Raw genomic sequence first — 17,012 nt, forward strand, 5'->3', positions numbered from 1 at the left:
AACAACAGACTTATGCTTAAGAAATTTATAGAAAGGCCAGTACTAGCCACCGTAATTTCCATATTACTTGTGATATTGGGCGTGATCGGTATCCTAAAGCTGCCCTTACAGCAGTTTCCCGATATTGCCCCACCAGCAGTACAGGTAACAGCATTATATCCCGGCGCAAATGCCGAAACAGTACTTCGTGCTGTAGCCCCCTCTTTGGAGGAATCCATCAATGGTGTCGAAAACATGAGCTATATGAGCTCTACCGCAAGTAACGATGGATCATTGATGATTACGGTATATTTTAAGCTGGGTACTGATCCTGATCAGGCTGCTGTAAATGTGCAGAATCGCGTGGCGCAGGCCACCAGCCAACTCCCTGCCGAGGTGGTTCAAGCGGGAATTACAACTGCCAAACAACAAAATAGCTTGATCATGGTATTGGATCTATATACCGAGGACGAAGGTAAATATGATCAAACTTTTATCACCAACTATGCGCAGATCAATATTATTCCGGAACTTAAACGGATCCCTGGAGTAGGACAAGCATTGGCTTTCGGTGGTAGTAAAGATTATTCCATGCGCGTATGGCTTAATCCAAATCAAATGGCCGCCTACAAATTAACTCCGGAGGAGGTTATGGGGGCTATTCAAGATAAAAACGTCGAAGCTGCTCCAGGAAAATTTGGAGAAAGCAGCCGTGAAGCTTTTGAATTTGTCATCAAATATAAAGGTAAGCTTAACCAGCCAAGCGATTACGAAAATATCATTATCCGCTCAAATACCGATGGTTCCGTCTTAAAGCTTAAAGATGTGGCCCGGGTTGAATTGGGGTCGTACACCTATGCAAGTCATACGCGTATTGATGGTAAAGCAGGACTCAATATCGGGGTCATGCAATTAGCAGGATCCAATGCCAATGAAATCCAGATTGCTATTCAGGAATTTATGGAGAAAGCTTCCTTAAGCTTTCCAAAGGGTGTAAAATATCTTGTTTTATATAATACCAAAGACGCGCTTGATCAGTCTATTGATCAAGTTAAACATACTTTGATCGAAGCTTTTATCCTGGTCTTTTTAGTTGTTTTTCTATTCCTTCAGGATTTTAGATCAACACTGATACCGGCCATTGCTGTACCTGTGGCGATTGTGGGAACCTTTTTCTTTATGCAGCTTTTTGGCTTCTCCATCAATCTATTAACATTATTTGCACTTGTACTGGCAATCGGTATCGTTGTGGATGATGCCATCGTGGTGGTCGAGGCCGTGCACGCCAAAATGGAGCATAATAATCTCCCGCCCAAATTAGCAACGACCTCCGCCATGAGTGAGATCACGGGAGCCATTATCTCCATTACCCTTGTCATGTCCGCGGTCTTCCTCCCTATTGGTTTTATGGAAGGTTCGACGGGAGTTTTCTATCGACAATTTGCCTTTACACTAGCCATAGCAATTGTAATTTCAGCGATCAATGCCTTGACTTTAAGTCCAGCCCTCTGTGCGTTATTTTTAAAACCTACGCACCATAACCACGACGAGACTAAGAAACTTAATTTCAAAGAACGTTTCTTCACCGGATTCAACGTTGGTTTTGATCGCCTGACCAAAAACTATTTAGGCAGCTTACGTTTTCTGATCCGTTACAAATGGGTAGCTTTTGCAGGTTTAGGTATCACCTTGTTGTTGACAGTTTTTATGATCCGTCGTACCCCGACGGGATTTATCCCTTCCGAAGACCAAGGTTTTATCGCAGTATCATTATCTATGCCTGCGGGTGCCTCTTTGGACCGTACTTCGGGTGCATTGGCAGAAGCTGAAAAACAACTTCAACATGCTGACTTCACCAAGACGCTAAACGTTTTGGCTGGTTTTAATATTTTAACGCAATCAACCAGCCCATCGGCTGGTGTAGCATTTATTTTGCTGAAACCACATAAAGAACGTGGCGGTATCAAAGACATCAATGCTATTATGGCTGATGTGAACCAACGCTTAGCAAATATCAAAGGCGCCAACTTCTTCGTGTTTACCTTTCCGACAGTCCCTGGATTTAGTAACGTCGATGGGCTCGATATGGTTCTTCAAGATAGGACAGGTGGACAACTTAGTAAATTCAGTACAATAGGTCAAGGTTTTATTGGTGAACTCATGAAGCGTCCCGAAATCATGATGGCCTTCACAACCTTCAAAGCCGATTATCCGCAGTACGAACTACAAGTTGATGATATTAAAGCCGAACAACTTGGTGTAAGTACCAAGAGTATTTTACAGACTATGCAAGCCTACTTTGGTAGTGCGCAAGCCTCAGATTTTAATCGATTCGGAAAGTACTATCGTGTGATGGTCCAAGCGGATGCAAAAGATCGTAGCGAACCAACTTCTATGGACGGAATCTTTGTTAAAAACAGATTGGGCGACATGGTACCTATCAATACATTGGTTAAACTGGAGCGTGTCTATGGTCCAGAAACGGCTTCACGCTACAATCTATTTAATTCGATCGGAATAAATGCAATCCCAAAACCTGGCTATAGTTCAGGGGATGCAATCCGGGCTGTGGAAGAAGTAGCCAAACAGCATTTGCCAACTGGATTTACCTATGAATTTTCGGGTATGACGAAAGAAGAAATTGTCTCCGGAGGTCAATCTACGCTTATTTTTATCCTCTGTTTGATCTTCGTTTACTTCCTTCTTGCGGCACAATATGAGAGTTACATTATCCCATTAGCCGTTATACTCTCTATTCCAACAGGTATATTTGGTGTCTTTGCAGCAATTAGCCTCACCGATACTGCCAATAATATTTACGTTCAGGTAGCGTTGGTCATGTTGATCGGGTTACTGGCGAAGAATGCTATTTTAATTGTCGAATTTGCCATTCAAGGTCGAAAACAGGGGCTTTCGATACCAAGCGCTGCGCTTAAAGCTGCACGCTTACGTCTGAGACCTATTATCATGACATCTTTGGCCTTCATTGTAGGTATGATTCCTATGATGACTGCAGTGGGTCCCTCAGCACAAGGTAATCACTCGATCAGTATTGCAGCGGCAGGAGGAATGCTTAGTGGGGTTGTATTAGGGCTTTTTATTATTCCTATCCTCTTCATCGTATTCCAGTTTATACAAGAGAAAGTAAGCGGTACGCCAAAAGAAAAACAACTGGAGAATGAGCATATTTCTTTGGAAATTCCTGTGCATACAAATAATTAGTAAACAATGACAACATCGAAATATATGAATAGAAAAGTAAAGCTACTGACGGTTTTCATCTTATCTTTTGTGGCTTGGTCTTGTAAAACAGATAAACTGGTTAGCAATAAACATCTTGCACCAAATCTGCCTGAGCAATACCGTGATCAGGGAGAAGCAACACAAGAAAATAATATCGGTTCTATTCCATGGCGTGATTTCTTTAAAGATCCTGTTTTACAAAGCTTGATCGACAGTGCAATCCAGCATAATCTGGATATGCAATTGGCACTGAAAAATATAGAGTCATCTCAACTGAGCTTGAAACAAGCAAAAGCAGGCTATCTTCCCACAGCACAGTTGCAGGTTAGAGGAAATAGTACCAACCCATCCAATAATAGCATGAACGGATTGAGCTTGAATCAATTTTTAAAACAGCATCACGTTGAAGACTATACAGCATCCATTGGTTTATCCTGGGAGGCTGATCTATGGGGGAAAATCAAGAATCAAAATGCGGCAGCGTTGGCTTCTTACCTACAAACTGAAGAAGCAAAAAAAGTTATCCAAACCCAATTGATTGCCCAAGTGGCGCAAGGTTATTATCAACTTTTGATGCTTTATCAATTACGGGATATCGCACAGCAAAATTTACAATTGAGCGATACCACGCTCCGTATTGTCAAGCAACAATATGAAGTTGGTGATATTACATTGCTTGCTTTGGAACAAGTTGATGCGCAACGTCTATCCGCTGCTGCGCTTATCCCTGATTTCGAACAACAGATCCATCTTCAGGAGAATGCGATCCAAATTCTCAGTGGTAAACTCCCAGCGGAAATCAAAACACAGGAACAGTTGGTCAACGTTCGTTTTCCTGAAGATCTTTCAACAGGAATACCAGCAGATTTATTAAGCCATCGCCCTGATGTTAAACAGGCAGAGCTTGCTGTTACGGCTTCTCAGGCCTATCAAAAATCTGCTAAAGCAAGAATGTATCCTTCGCTGGTCATTAGTGCTGAGGCAGGAGTCAATGCATTTAAAGCAAGTAATTGGTTTAATCTGCCTGCATCTTTATTTGGTGCAATCACAGGTAGCATTACGCAACCTATTTTTCAGCGTAGAGAGCTGAAAACGCAATATGAGCTTGCCCGCATAGAACAAGAGAAGAATGTTATGATTTTCAAACAAAAAGTCATTTCAGCTGCTGGGGAAGTTTCCGATGCCCTGATTTCAATCCAAAAATTGAAGGAAAAACAACAGATTACTTTGGATAGAACAACTCGTTTAAAAGAGGCTACAAAACATGCCAATCTTCTCTTTGAAACTGGTATGGCAACTTATCTGGAAGTAATCACCGCACAAAGCAATATATTGCAAAGTGAGCTTGAGTTGGCTCAAGTGAAGAAAGCGGAACTTTCGGCTGTAGTCGATCTCTATCGCTCCTTAGGTGGTGGATGGAGCAATAACTAATTTTAAAGATTTGCAATTTTTCTAATTTTATATCACATATCTGGGAGACAGGGGACCGCGAGGGTCTCCTGTCTTATTTATAGTAACAACCTTAAACAATGATCACTCCGCGCTCATTGGACTACTCCTACTCTTACTCTTACTCTTACTCTTACTCTTACTCTTACTCTTACTCTTACTCTTACTCTTACTCTTACTCTTACTCTTACTGTTATTAAGCCCCATTTAAGTATCAAAACAATAAAGTAAGGTCCCTTTTTAGAAGATCTTCCCTGTCATTAAAATCATCGTTATAAATCCTTCAAACCTTGGAATAAAAAGGACAAATTCAACAGTTATAATGCAATTACTTTTGTGAAACAATAAATTTAATGATTATGAAAGATTTAAAAAAGATTGCATTGGTATGTTATATTACCATTTGTACATTACTGATCGCGAGCTGCAGTAAGGATGATGAAGTTACACCAGAGCCTCAGCTTACACCGAGCGAAGTATTGGCAAGTACCGCTTGGGAAACAACAAGCGCCAAAAATAACAAAGGTGAAAATGTGGTATTGACAGATGCCAATGTCTCAAATTTTGTAGGTTTTGCCTACTTCAAATCCAACGGTACCTTTACCATGTTCAATCTTGATGACTCTCCCAAAATGCGTGGAGACTGGTCTGTTCCAGCAGATGGTAAAACACGGACTATCGTTGCTAAAAATGCAGCAGGAGAAACACTTTTCACACGTGTAGTTGATATAACGGTATTAACAAAAAAGGAATTTACCTACCGGATCTATCCAAACAACGACAATAAAACCGTTTATTTCGATATTATCCATACACCAACTACACACAAAGAGCCGAAATAATCAATAGGGAATATTTGATTACATAGAGGCATAATACCTCTAAAACCATAAGGATTGACAAAATGAAACTTTGTCAATCCTTATTTTTTTCAGTGAAACGCTCAACACTTTTTTAGGTTATTTCAATATCAATCGAGAAAATCGTTAAATTCTTGAATAGCGTGGTAACCGAAAACTCACATATCGAGATTATAGACAATGTCCACATACATTTTCATTTACAGGCGAAATAATCCGGCCACAATTTAAATGAAATAGCGCTGCCATAAAATACATTAATTTTGATGGCAGTCTGTTTAAGAAAATAATGGATGAAATACCTTTATTTTAATTGTAAAACAGAAGAGAATTCCTTATATTATATATTAAGGACAGGGATCAGAAGATTGAAGCAATATACGGCTGGGTTATACCAAAGTGATATTTCAGCTTGCTCTTTGTACGTTTCAGAATAAATTTGTGATTCAATCCTTAAACGAATTGCGAAATTTGTGGTGATTTAATAGCTATATACAAGTAAAACGAATGCAGGATAAGACGATCTATAAAAATGAGAAAAATCTAATCAGTACAAACAAGAAAAGGTTATTATTTACCCTACTGTCTTTTTTTCTCATCTATCTTGTTGCCTATATTATAGACCCATTTTCTAGTTGCTGGAATGGCTATTTTCAGCGAAATATGTTTGAAATATTGGGAGAATGGACCTTTACCATTATTTACAGTTTCCTTATTTCAGAGTTCAGTATTATTGTCCACAATAAATTGGATCGTATCTTAACATGGAAAGACAATCCAACAGAAAGGCTTCTGATTGAAACGGTCATTAACCTCATCGTGGTTCTTCTTATCAATTTATTACTGGTTTACATTATTTCCCGTTATTATTATGAGCTACAAAACCTCACCATTGCAACATCCTTAGAAGAAAAAAGAGGCGCCATACAAAATATCTCCATCAGTGTTATGATCGCTTTAATGATTATGGGGATTAACATTGGTATTCATCTGATCAACAACTGGAAGAATGAATCTATACGCGCAGCCAAACTCGGGCAAGTTATTCTAGAAACAGAACTTCAATCACTGAAGCTACAGATTGACCCGCATTTCGTTTTCAACAATTTGAGCGTATTATCCGAAATAATTTTAGAGGATCAGCAACTTGGTTATGAATATGCTGAAAATTTCTCCAAAATATACCGTTACCTATTGGTGAATTCAAAAAAAGATGTTATTTCTCTTGAAGAGGAACTCAATTTCTTAGATTCCTATATTTTCTTAATAAAAAATAGATTTGGAGAAGGAGTTCATTTTGAAATAAATGTAGATCCTGCAAAATCCAATTATCAACTACCGCCACTCACCTTACAGCTTTTGGTTGAAAATGCACTAAAGCACAATCAAACCAATAAAAAACGTTCGTTAAAAATTAAGGTATACACCAATGCACATAACCAGTTAGTTGTCGAAAATATTTTGATACCAATAGAGAATGTATCAGAGTCATCGGGAATAGGTATTTCGAATATCATTAAAAGATATGATCTATTGTCAAATCTGCAACCAGAGATCTTGAACAATGGAAAGACATTCAAAGTTAATCTACCACTTATAGAACAAAACTCATGAGTATAACCAACGTATTAATTATTGAAGATGAAAAACTTAATGCTGATCGTCTAAAACGATTATTGAAGGAAATAAAGCCATCAATACAGATACTGGATGTCCTGGATAATATTGCCGACAGCATCACCTGGTTTCAAAGTAATGAGTCTCCGGATTTGGTCATGATGGATATCCGTCTTTCTGATGGTCTAAGTTTCGAGATCCTGGAAAGTATTAAAATTGACTGCCCCATTATCTTTACGACAGCCTTTGATGAATATGCCGTCAGAGCCTTTAAATTCAACAGTATAGATTATTTACTGAAACCTGTAGAAAAAAAAGAATTAGAAAACGCATTGGTCAAATTAGACGGCCTACAACTTCAACAGATGAGTCAGGCTCCGATCCAGGGCCTATTGGATTTTATCTATCCCAAAGATTTCAGAACCCGGTTTCTCCTGCCCTACAAAGACGGTTATAAAACAATACTAGTTGAAGACATTCAATATTTTTACTCAGAGTTTAAGTTAACACATGCCAAGCTGAAATGTGGTACCGTCGAAATTGTGCCGCAAACCTTAGAAGAGCTGGAGCAACAATTAAATCCCAAAGTTTTTTTCCGTGCCAATCGACAATTTATAGTGCATATAGATGCAATCAAGAGATTACATAATCATTTTAATGGCAAACTTAAAATCGAAATCAAACATAGCGAAGATGTCGAAATCCTTGTCAGTCGGGAAAAAGCCCAGCTCCTAAAAAACTGGTTGGATTATTAGTAAACAGTGGTTCTTATCTCGAAATTTTTGGGCACAATCAACGAAGTGCAGTCAGGTGTTTAGGTCGCGTCTTTCTAAGGAAAACGACAAAAAAGACCTGTTTTGATTAAATAATATCAAAATTCAGCGCATTATAGCTACGTTTCAGTAAGCAATTGTTACGTCTCGGTAGATTTCCTTATTATATCCCTTAAAAGAATTCTTTCTTTTGCTTTAAATAAAATGATAAAATGGCACTAAGAACGATGACTTTAAAACCTATCCTTACACTTATTACAGCAGCTACACTATTATCGTCCTGTGGAGGCAGCCAAGAACAACCGCAAGAGCAGGCAGTTACTGTTGACTTTATCGAATTATCCCCCGCACAAGCGGAGACGGAAAAAAAATACCCCGGTACTTTGGAGGGCGCCGTCAATGTTGATGTAAAAGCTCAGGTAACAGGTTACTTGGAGCAAATCTATGTGAAAGAAGGGGATTATGTCACAAAAGGCCAAGCCCTTTTCAAAATAAAAGGTGATGTATACAATGAACAGGTAAATAATAGCAGAGCAGCCTATCAAGCGGCACTATCTGCGGAACAAAATGCGAAACTGGAAATTGAAAAAATCAAACCACTCGTAGAAGGTAAAGTGTATACCGACCTTCAGCTTAAAACTGCAGAAGCGAACTACGCTGCGGCAAAAGCGCAGGTTGCCCAAGCACAAGCCGCTTTAGGTTCCTCGCAGATCAATGCAAGATTTACATTAATCAATGCACCCGTAAGTGGCTACATTGGACGGATTCCCAATCGTATTGGAAATCTGATCACTGCAGCAGACGCAATGCCATTAACAACATTGTCTGAAATCAATACCGTAAACGTTTATTTTTCGTTGAGCGAGGCTGATTTTATCAGCTTTATGAAGGATCATAATACGAAATCAAGCAATCAACAAGCAACATTGATTCTCGCTGACGGTACAGTCTATAATCACCCTGGAAAAGTAGAAATGGCCAGTGGTAATATCGATAGGACGACCGGTAGTATGACACTAAAGGCAGTTTTTACCAACCCAGACAAAATACTTCGTTCTGGCGGTTCAGCCAAAGTTGTCTTAAAAAAGGCTCATGATAATGTATTGTTAGTCCCTATGGCAGCTGTTAAAGACATTCAGGATCGCTATTTTGTCTATGTTATTGGAGACAAAAACAAAATTGCCATGAAGCAGATCGAAATTGCCGGAAATACGGCCAATGAGTATCTACTCAAATCAGGTCTGACAGCGGGCGAAAAAATTGTAATGAATAGAATTGATATGCTTAATGACGGAATGCAGGTTCAACCTACTAAAAAATAAAAGCCTGTATTAGATTTATCTAAAATTAAAATAAAATGCTGAAGAAATTTATTGACAGGCCAGTTTTGGCTACTGTTATATCTATCATATTTGTCATACTCGGGATCATTGGTCTTTTAAGGCTACCGCAGACACGGTTTCCCGATATCGCTCCACCTACAGTCCAAGTTACGGGAAGTTACCCCGGTGGTAATAGTGAGACTGTATTACGGTCAGTTGTTACACCGCTGGAGGAGCAGATCAATGGCGTTGAGGACATGGAATACATTACCTCAACGGCAAGTAACGATGGTACATTCTCTGTACGTATTGTCTTTAAGGCTGGTGTAAATCCAGATCAGGCAGCTGTAAACGTGCAGAACAGGGTGCAACAGGCAACACCGATCCTGCCACAGGAAGTTGTACGAATGGGATTGACGACCTCCAAACAACAGAATAGTATGATCATGATTTTCAATATCTATACGGTAGATAACAAAAAATATGATGAACTATTCCTACAGAACTATGTGAATATCAACCTGATTCCACAGATCAAACGTGTTCCCGGTGTAGGTCAGGCTATGGTATTTGGTTCGAAAGATTACTCTATGCGCGTTTGGTTGAATCCTCAGAAAATGGCGAGTTATGGTCTTGTACCCCAAGAAGTCATCGCTGCCATTTCCAAGCAAAGTCTGGAGTCCGCACCCGGAAAGCTAGGTGAAGAATCAAAGGCACCATTAGAATATGTAATTCGATATAAAGGGAAAAAGAATCTTCCGGAACAGTATGAAAACATTATTGTTAAAAATAATGATGTTCAGATCGTCAGGTTGAAAGATGTTGCCCGTATAGAATTCGGCTCGATAAGTTATAATGGTAATTCGCAAAACAATGGTTTAAATACCGTTACTATTGGTATTTTCCAGACTTCTGGTTCCAATGCCAACGAAATTGAAATCGGTATCGATAAACAGATCGAAATAGCGCAACGCTCATTTCCTCCTGGAATCAAGATATTTAAACTGATCAGTACCAAAGAGCGTCTGGATGAGAGTACCGCTCAAGTCCGTTCAACATTAATTGAAGCGTTCATTTTGGTCTTTTTGGTTGTTTTCTTATTCTTGCAGGATATCCGATCGACCATTATTCCGGCGATCGCAGTACCAGTAGCCATCGTAGGTACATTCTTTTTCTTACTGGTGTTTGGGTTTACCATCAATATATTAACCCTTTTCGCCTTGGTATTGGCCATCGGTATTGTGGTCGACGATGCCATTGTCGTCGTCGAAGCTGTCCATGGCAAGATGGAAACATCAACCATGACCGGTAATGAGGCCACACACAGTGCCATGAGTGAAATAACTGGTGCGGTTATCTCGATTACATTGGTCATGTGTGCAGTATTTATTCCTATCGGTTTTATGACTGGTTCATCGGGAATGTTTTACAAACAATTTGCCTATACACTGGTTATCGCCATTGTGATTTCAGCAATCAATGCATTGACGTTGACACCAGCTCTTTGTGCCTTGTTACTGAAAAACACACATGCCGAAAATCATGACGGGCAAACGCAAAAAACAGGATTCTCACAACGCTTTTTCAAAGCCTTTAATGCTGGTTTTGAAAACATGACAAATAGATACGTTGGCTCGCTAAAATTTCTTGTTAAGAAAAAATGGTTAGCAGCGTTATTAATTATCGCTACAATAGGCGCTGCAGGATATCTCATGACAAGTACGTCAAAAAGCTTTGTCCCTATGGAAGATGATAACTTTGTCGTGTACAGTTTGGAGATGCCTCCGGGTACCGGTCTCGATCGGACAACAAAAGCTGTAGGAAAAATAGAGAAACTATTGGCTGACTTACCTTCTATTGAAAGCCACACGAGTATCACGGGTTTCAATATGATCGGTAACAACTCCAGTGCAGCTTATGCAACAGGATTCATCCGTTTAAAGGATAAGAAAAAACGTGGTGAAATGAATGATATTGATCAGATTCATCAGGTGATTTCTCAAAAGCTAACTACGGTTAAAGAAGGTAATGCAATGGCTTTCCGCTCCCCTCCAGTTGATGGTTATGGTATGATGAACGGTGCCGAACTTGTACTACAAGACAGAGCCGGAAAATCTCCGGTAGAGCTTAAAGCGATGTCCGATTCTGTTATCGCGAAGATTATGCAACAACCAGGTGTACAATTTGCCTACACCATGTTTAGAGCAGATTATCCACAAATGGAATTGGAAGTTGACGAAGATAAAGCGGCTCAGCTTGGTGTAGATGTCAGTGAAATGCTTTCGTCTGTTCAGACGTATTTTGCAGGCGACCAGTCATTGAATTTCAATCGCTTTGGTAAGTTCTACCGTATCGCTGTAAAAGCGGACGGAATTTTTAGAACGGATAAGGACGCATTCAATGAAATATTTGTCAAGAACAACAAAGGGGAAATGCTACCGGTAAATACATTGGTAACACTTCGCAAAGTCTATGGACCAGAGTCCGTGACACGTTACAACTTGTACAACTCACTTACCATTAACGTCGTCAGTAATCCAGGTATCAGTAATGGTGCTATTATGGAAACATTGGAGAAAAATGTGCTAAATAAATTACCGGGAGACTATAGTTACGAATGGACAGGACTTAGTTTGGAAGAAAAATCTTCTGGCAATCAGACGATGATCATTTTGACATTGAGTTTATTGTTCGTCTACTTCTTACTTTCCGCGCAGTATGAGAGTTACCTGTTGCCGCTGGCGGTGCTGTTATCTATCCCGACAGGGATTATCGGCTCATTCTTAGGAACACGTGCTATCGGTCTGGACAATAATATATACGTTCAAGTCGGATTGATCATGTTGATTGGTCTGTTGGCGAAGAATGCGATCCTGATCGTTGAGTTTGCGTTACAGCGTAGACGGGCGGGTTCTTCACTCATTGATTCTGCCCTGGAAGGTGCCAAAGCACGTCTTCGCCCAATTTTAATGACTTCATTAGCCTTTATAGCGGGTATGATCCCGCTGATGTTTGCTACTGGAGGAACAGCAACAGGTAATCACTCTATTAGTACTGGGGCAGCTATGGGTATGTTAAGCGGGGTGATCCTTGGTGTGATCGTTATACCGTTATTGTATCTGGTGTTTCAATATTTACAGGAGAAGGTTTCAAGAAAAAAACTCGTGGACAAGACAAACGATTAAAATGAAAAAATTTCATCACTATATTACTATTTTAGCAGGTACTTCCCTACTTCTCGCTTCGTGCAGTGTGGGCAAAAAATATACACGTCAAGACATGGAGTTACCGGACAATTTCAGAAATAACGAAATTGTCCTGACCTCAGATACACTGGCATTATCGTGGCGGAAGTTTGTGAAAGATCCTAATTTGACCGCGCTCATTGAAAAAGCACTGATCAAAAACACTGACGTTAGTGTAGCGCTCTTGAGCATGCAGCAGTTGGAGCTCTCCTATAAACAATCAAAAAAGGGCCTTTTACCAACACTTGATCTAAACGTAGGAGCAAATAGAACCTGGTTATCTACCAATTCCCTGAATGGATCGCTCAGCGATCAATTTATTGGGACACCTTATATGGATGACTACAATGCTACACTCCGACTTTCTTGGGAGGTAGACATCTGGGGAAAGGCAAAGATGCAGAAAGAAGAAGCATTAGCAAATTTCTTTGGACAGAAGGAGAATTTATCTGCGTTGAAAACCCGCATTATAGTTCAGGTTATCCAATCTTACTACAATCTGATCGCATTGGATGAACAGTTAAAGATTGCACAAAAAAATGTACAACTTAGTGACAGTACATTAAGTATGATACGTCTGCAATACAATTCCTCGCTCGTGAGTTCATTAGCTGTAGAACAGGCCGAAGCACAAAAGAAAACTGCCGAATTGCTGATTCCACTTGCAGACCAGAATATCGCTATTGAAGAAAATGCCATAAGTATACTATGTGGTGGTTTCCCCGATAAAATCCAGCGTTCCGAAGGTCTTGATGCAACTGTTGTCGGTGGGACATTGGCAACAGGAGTTCCAGCCGAACTGCTTAGCCGGAGACCTGATGTCAAAGCGGCCGAGTATGCCGTTGTTGCAGCTAACAGTAGAATAGGATTGGCCAAAGCAGCGATGTATCCTTCGATAAGTTTAACTCCTTCGATCGGAACAAACTCTTTTCAATTCAATCGCTGGTTTGATCTTCCGGGGTCCATTGTGAAAACAATAGCAGGAAATATCACCCAACCGATCTTTCAAAAAGGTGCGTTAAAAACGAACTATGAGATTTCGATAATCGAACGGGAAAAATTGGCGGTACAATTTAAACAGTCTGTTATGCTCGCAGTTTCGGAGGTATCGGATGCTTTAGCAAAAATAAAGCATAGCGACCGGAGACTTCAGCTGATTGAAGCTAAATCCAACTCATTGGCCAAAGCAACTTCCGACGCTGCCCTATTATACAAAAGTGGCATGGCAAATTATTTAGAAGTCATTACTGCGCAAAACAACGCTTTACAAAATGATCTCGAACAGATTAGCATTAAACGGGAAAAACTTAATGCCGTGGTGGATCTATACCGTGCATTGGGAGGAGGAAACGACACCGAGTAATAAATCATCGCGTATATTGACCTTGGTTCGCTCAATTTTTGAGCATATTCAGGATCATAATAGTTTAATTAAGAGGGCTAACGAAAGTTTAGCCCTTTTTTATGCGCTTTTAGTCATCATATAAAATACAATTCCCTTTAATTAATACTGATATTCGCTACAATTATTTGAATTAAGCCACTGGATTTTATTATCTTCGGATAAGAAATAGAATGTTATGAACAGAACAAGCTGTCTTCCTCCTCCAATCGCTTAATATTTTTTTAAATATTAATAAAACATGGCACCGAATAATCGGCTGATTCCCCATGTTTTATATTCTCAATCAAATTTTATAACAATAGTATCTGTCTTTTCAAAGATAGATCTGGAAGACAACATTTTATGAAACATTCATATTTCATACTACATCTTGCTGTGGTATGTTTGGGCATATCCGGAGTATTGGGCAAAGTCATCAGTCTCAATGAAGGCATGCTAACTTGGTATCGTGTATTTTTTTCGGCCATTTTCCTTTTTTTTATTTCAAAATGGTCAAAAGTAGCCGGTGAAATCAGCTTGCGTGAAAAATTAGCGATTGCAAAAAATGGTCTATTGATTACCGCCTCCTGGTTACTTTTCTATGCAAGTATTAAATACTCCAATATTTCAATCGGGGTAATTTGTTACTGTATGGCAAGTTTCTTTACTGCAATCTTTGCTCCTATCATTAACAAAACGAGATTTAAAAGTTCAGAGTTTTTTCTGAGTGGACTAACGCTTTGTGGCATAGCTTTAATATTTCATTTTGATACAGCACATCAAATGGGTATTATTTTCGGGATCATTTCACCGGCCTTTGCTTCGCTTTATGCAATTTATAACGAACGCCTGGTCAAGCGACACAGCAGTATAGTCATCAATTATTATCAAATGATTGGTGGAAGTGTCGGTCTTGGGTTGATCCTCCCCTGTTATCTTTATTATTATCCGATATCATCTTTTATCCCCAATACAATGGATCTCATTTACCTGCTAATTTTGTCGCTGTGTTGTACCGTTGCTGTATACCTTGCCTTCACAGAAATTTTAAAGAAAATTTCTGCTTTTACGCTCAATTTAAGTCTCAATCTAGAACCTGTATATGCCATCCTGATTGCATTTTTATTCTTCAATGAATCCAAAGAGCTCAATCTTTCATTTTACATCGGGCTTTCCCTGGTTATGCTTTCTGTACTTATACAGGCGCTCATCAGTAGAAAAAAGGAAAAATCAGAAAATTAATACAAAAAAAATGGCCTTTTGAGTAATATGGTCTAATTGCTATCGGATTAAACGATGTCAATTCAAACAAAGAAGCCTAAATTTTATTCGGAGAAAATCCTATATTTACATAACATCGGACATCCACTTAATGTCGGAAATTCAGGTAGATTCCTCCAATAAATGACAATATCAATTAAACAATATCATGAGCAATTCTTCTTCAGACAGCAAACTTGTCCACGAACAAATTCAATACCTTGAATTTATATCTAGCGATCTTGAGCGAGCTAAAAAATTCTATTCAGCAAGTTTTGATTGGAACTTTACGGATTACGGCCCTGAGTATACAGCCTTTGATGGCAAATATGTGGATGGAGGATTTACAGTCGGTACACCGGTAAACGGTAGCATTTTGGTTGTCCTTTATTCGAATGATTTGCTATCCACACGTGATAAAGTCGTCCGTGCAGGTGGCACCATCGTTAAAGATATCTTTAGCTTTCCTGGTGGTAAACGGTTTCAATTCAAAGACCTCGATGGTTATGAATTGGCCGTATGGGCAACAGAATAACCCCTATCATAATAGAATAACCCCCATCGAAGCGAACATTGGGTAAAAACAGAAAAGAGCTTAATTTATCATTAAGCTCTTTTCTGTTTTTGGTAATTTTTATTTTTGTTCTTATTGAAACGTCTTCGATTTTGCGGATTGTTGCTTTTCTTCGCCGGATTATATTCAGGTCCAGCTTCAAAGCCTTCCGGCAAAGCGATTTGTTCTACGGGATAACCGATCAGGTTTTCGATCTGAGAAAAGCGCTGCTGATCTTTATCATTCACAAAGGTAATCGCTGTACCCGTTGTCGCTGCACGTGCAGTACGTCCGATACGGTGTACATAATCTTCGGGATCTGGTGGGACATCATAGTTTACAACCAAACTGATACCTACGATATCGATACCACGTGAGATAACATCTGTCCCCACAAGCACCCGTACCTGACGTGATCTAAATCTACTCACGATATCCTCACGTTTAGCCTGCTCAAGATCTGAGTGAAAGCCTTCAGCATCTATACCCTGCTTTTGAAGTTCTTGCGCCAGTAATTTAACTGTAGTTTTTTGCGAAGCAAAGATGATCACAGAAACATAATTAACGTCCTGTAAGATGATCTTCAAAAGATCCATTTTTTGCTTATCATATACCAGATATGCGCGCTGGTCTATACCCTCTGAAGGTTTTGAAATGGCGATATTGACCTCAACGGGTTGATAAAGGATCTTTCTCGCAAAATTTCTGATCTTGAGCGGCATAGTTGCTGAAAAAAGCAACATTTGCTTTTTCTTAGGTAAGTAACTGACGATACGCAATATATCATCTTGAAAGCCCATATCCAACATGCTATCCGCTTCATCCAGTACGAAATGTGTCAGATGAGTTAAATCGACTTTCATCGACGTAAGATGGCTGATCAATCGGCCGGGGGTAGCAACAATAATATTAACCCCTTCCCGAATAGCTCGTTTCTGTTGTTCGTAGCCCATTCCATCTCCACCTCCATATATAGAGATGGAAGTCGCCCCTGTATAATAAGACATGCCCATGATCTGTTGATCTATTTGCAGTGCCAATTCCCTTGTCGGAACCAGGATAATCGCGCGAATAGACTCCTTTGCATCTCTCGCAACAGCATCTAAAATTGGCAACATATATGCGGCCGTTTTACCGGTACCTGTTTGCGCACAGGCAATCATATCACTCCCCTTCTTAATGATGGGGATTGTCTGTTCCTGAATAGGCGTCGCCTCTTCAAACATCATGCTTTCTAAGCCCTCTTCCAATTCCGGAACAAAACCAAATTCAGTAAATCTCAAATTTTATTATTTTATTAAATATGCGCTAAGTTACTAAAACTAAT

General features: G+C 39.6%; 11 protein-coding genes. 10 read left to right on the plus strand and 1 reads right to left on the minus strand.

Features of this window, described 5'->3' with window-relative positions:
• Positions 1-12: 12 nt before the first annotated feature.
• The 10 genes from DFQ12_RS07130 to DFQ12_RS07175 all read left to right on the plus strand — a co-directional run bounded on the left by DFQ12_RS07130 (position 13) and on the right by DFQ12_RS07175 (position 15,667).
• Positions 13-3,201 carry an efflux RND transporter permease subunit gene (locus DFQ12_RS07130; protein ID WP_120258268.1) on the plus strand — a complete coding sequence of 1,063 codons (3,189 nt, stop codon included), beginning with the start codon at positions 13-15 and terminating at the stop codon, positions 3,199-3,201.
• 24 nt (positions 3,202-3,225) lie between these two features.
• The gene (locus tag DFQ12_RS07135; protein ID WP_120259263.1) at positions 3,226-4,653 is read left to right on the plus strand and encodes a TolC family protein; all 1,428 of its coding nucleotides are present in this window, start codon (positions 3,226-3,228) and stop codon (positions 4,651-4,653) included.
• Positions 4,654-5,030: 377 nt separating this feature from the next.
• Complete coding sequence (locus tag DFQ12_RS07140) at positions 5,031-5,513, plus strand: DUF4822 domain-containing protein (protein WP_120258269.1); 483 nt, start codon at positions 5,031-5,033, stop codon at positions 5,511-5,513.
• Between the two features lie 525 nt (positions 5,514-6,038).
• The gene (locus tag DFQ12_RS07145; protein WP_120258270.1) at positions 6,039-7,145 is read left to right on the plus strand and encodes a sensor histidine kinase; all 1,107 of its coding nucleotides are present in this window, start codon (positions 6,039-6,041) and stop codon (positions 7,143-7,145) included.
• On the plus strand, positions 7,142-7,903 hold the full coding sequence (locus DFQ12_RS07150) for a LytR/AlgR family response regulator transcription factor (RefSeq protein ID WP_120258271.1): 762 nt from the start codon (positions 7,142-7,144) through the stop codon (positions 7,901-7,903). The genes DFQ12_RS07145 and DFQ12_RS07150 overlap by 4 nt, the downstream gene beginning before the upstream one ends.
• 230 nt (positions 7,904-8,133) lie before the next feature.
• Positions 8,134-9,243, plus strand: coding sequence for an efflux RND transporter periplasmic adaptor subunit (locus DFQ12_RS07155; protein WP_120258272.1), 1,110 nt, complete (start codon positions 8,134-8,136; stop codon positions 9,241-9,243).
• Between the two features lie 35 nt (positions 9,244-9,278).
• Positions 9,279-12,428 (plus strand): efflux RND transporter permease subunit, encoded by a 3,150-nt coding sequence (locus tag DFQ12_RS07160; protein WP_120258273.1) that lies wholly within the window; start codon positions 9,279-9,281, stop codon positions 12,426-12,428.
• Position 12,429: 1 nt separating this feature from the next.
• Positions 12,430-13,851, plus strand: a complete 1,422-nt coding sequence (locus tag DFQ12_RS07165) for an efflux transporter outer membrane subunit (RefSeq protein WP_120258274.1) — start codon at positions 12,430-12,432, stop codon at positions 13,849-13,851.
• 384 nt (positions 13,852-14,235) lie between these two features.
• The gene (locus DFQ12_RS07170) at positions 14,236-15,114 is read left to right on the plus strand and encodes a DMT family transporter (protein ID WP_120258275.1); all 879 of its coding nucleotides are present in this window, start codon (positions 14,236-14,238) and stop codon (positions 15,112-15,114) included.
• A gap of 187 nt (positions 15,115-15,301) precedes the next feature.
• Positions 15,302-15,667: a VOC family protein gene (locus DFQ12_RS07175; protein ID WP_120258276.1), complete on the plus strand. Its 366-nt coding sequence runs from the start codon at positions 15,302-15,304 to the stop codon at positions 15,665-15,667.
• 71 nt (positions 15,668-15,738) lie between these two features.
• Here DFQ12_RS07175 and DFQ12_RS07180 read toward each other — a convergent pair whose 3' ends face one another.
• On the minus strand, positions 15,739-16,968 hold the full coding sequence (locus DFQ12_RS07180) for a DEAD/DEAH box helicase (protein ID WP_120258277.1): 1,230 nt from the start codon (positions 16,966-16,968) through the stop codon (positions 15,739-15,741).
• Between the last annotated feature and the right edge of the window lie 44 nt (positions 16,969-17,012).

Source organism: Sphingobacterium detergens (assembly GCF_003610355.1).
GTDB classification, from domain to species: Bacteria; Bacteroidota; Bacteroidia; order Sphingobacteriales; family Sphingobacteriaceae; genus Sphingobacterium; species Sphingobacterium detergens.

What these genes read in the sequence shown, in the direction of transcription:
- DFQ12_RS07160 (WP_120258273.1), top strand. Translation starts at nt 9,279, where the DNA reads ATGCTGAAGAAATTTATTGACAGGCCAGTTTTGGCTACTGTTATATCT.
- DFQ12_RS07155 (WP_120258272.1), top strand. Translation starts at nt 8,134, where the DNA reads ATGGCACTAAGAACGATGACTTTAAAACCTATCCTTACACTTATTACA.
- DFQ12_RS07150 (WP_120258271.1), top strand. Translation starts at nt 7,142, where the DNA reads ATGAGTATAACCAACGTATTAATTATTGAAGATGAAAAACTTAATGCT.
- DFQ12_RS07165 (WP_120258274.1), top strand. Translation starts at nt 12,430, where the DNA reads ATGAAAAAATTTCATCACTATATTACTATTTTAGCAGGTACTTCCCTA.
- DFQ12_RS07170 (WP_120258275.1), top strand. Translation starts at nt 14,236, where the DNA reads ATGAAACATTCATATTTCATACTACATCTTGCTGTGGTATGTTTGGGC.
- DFQ12_RS07130 (WP_120258268.1), top strand. Translation starts at nt 13, where the DNA reads ATGCTTAAGAAATTTATAGAAAGGCCAGTACTAGCCACCGTAATTTCC.
- DFQ12_RS07140 (WP_120258269.1), top strand. Translation starts at nt 5,031, where the DNA reads ATGAAAGATTTAAAAAAGATTGCATTGGTATGTTATATTACCATTTGT.
- DFQ12_RS07145 (WP_120258270.1), top strand. Translation starts at nt 6,039, where the DNA reads ATGCAGGATAAGACGATCTATAAAAATGAGAAAAATCTAATCAGTACA.
- DFQ12_RS07135 (WP_120259263.1), top strand. Translation starts at nt 3,226, where the DNA reads ATGAATAGAAAAGTAAAGCTACTGACGGTTTTCATCTTATCTTTTGTG.
- DFQ12_RS07175 (WP_120258276.1), top strand. Translation starts at nt 15,302, where the DNA reads ATGAGCAATTCTTCTTCAGACAGCAAACTTGTCCACGAACAAATTCAA.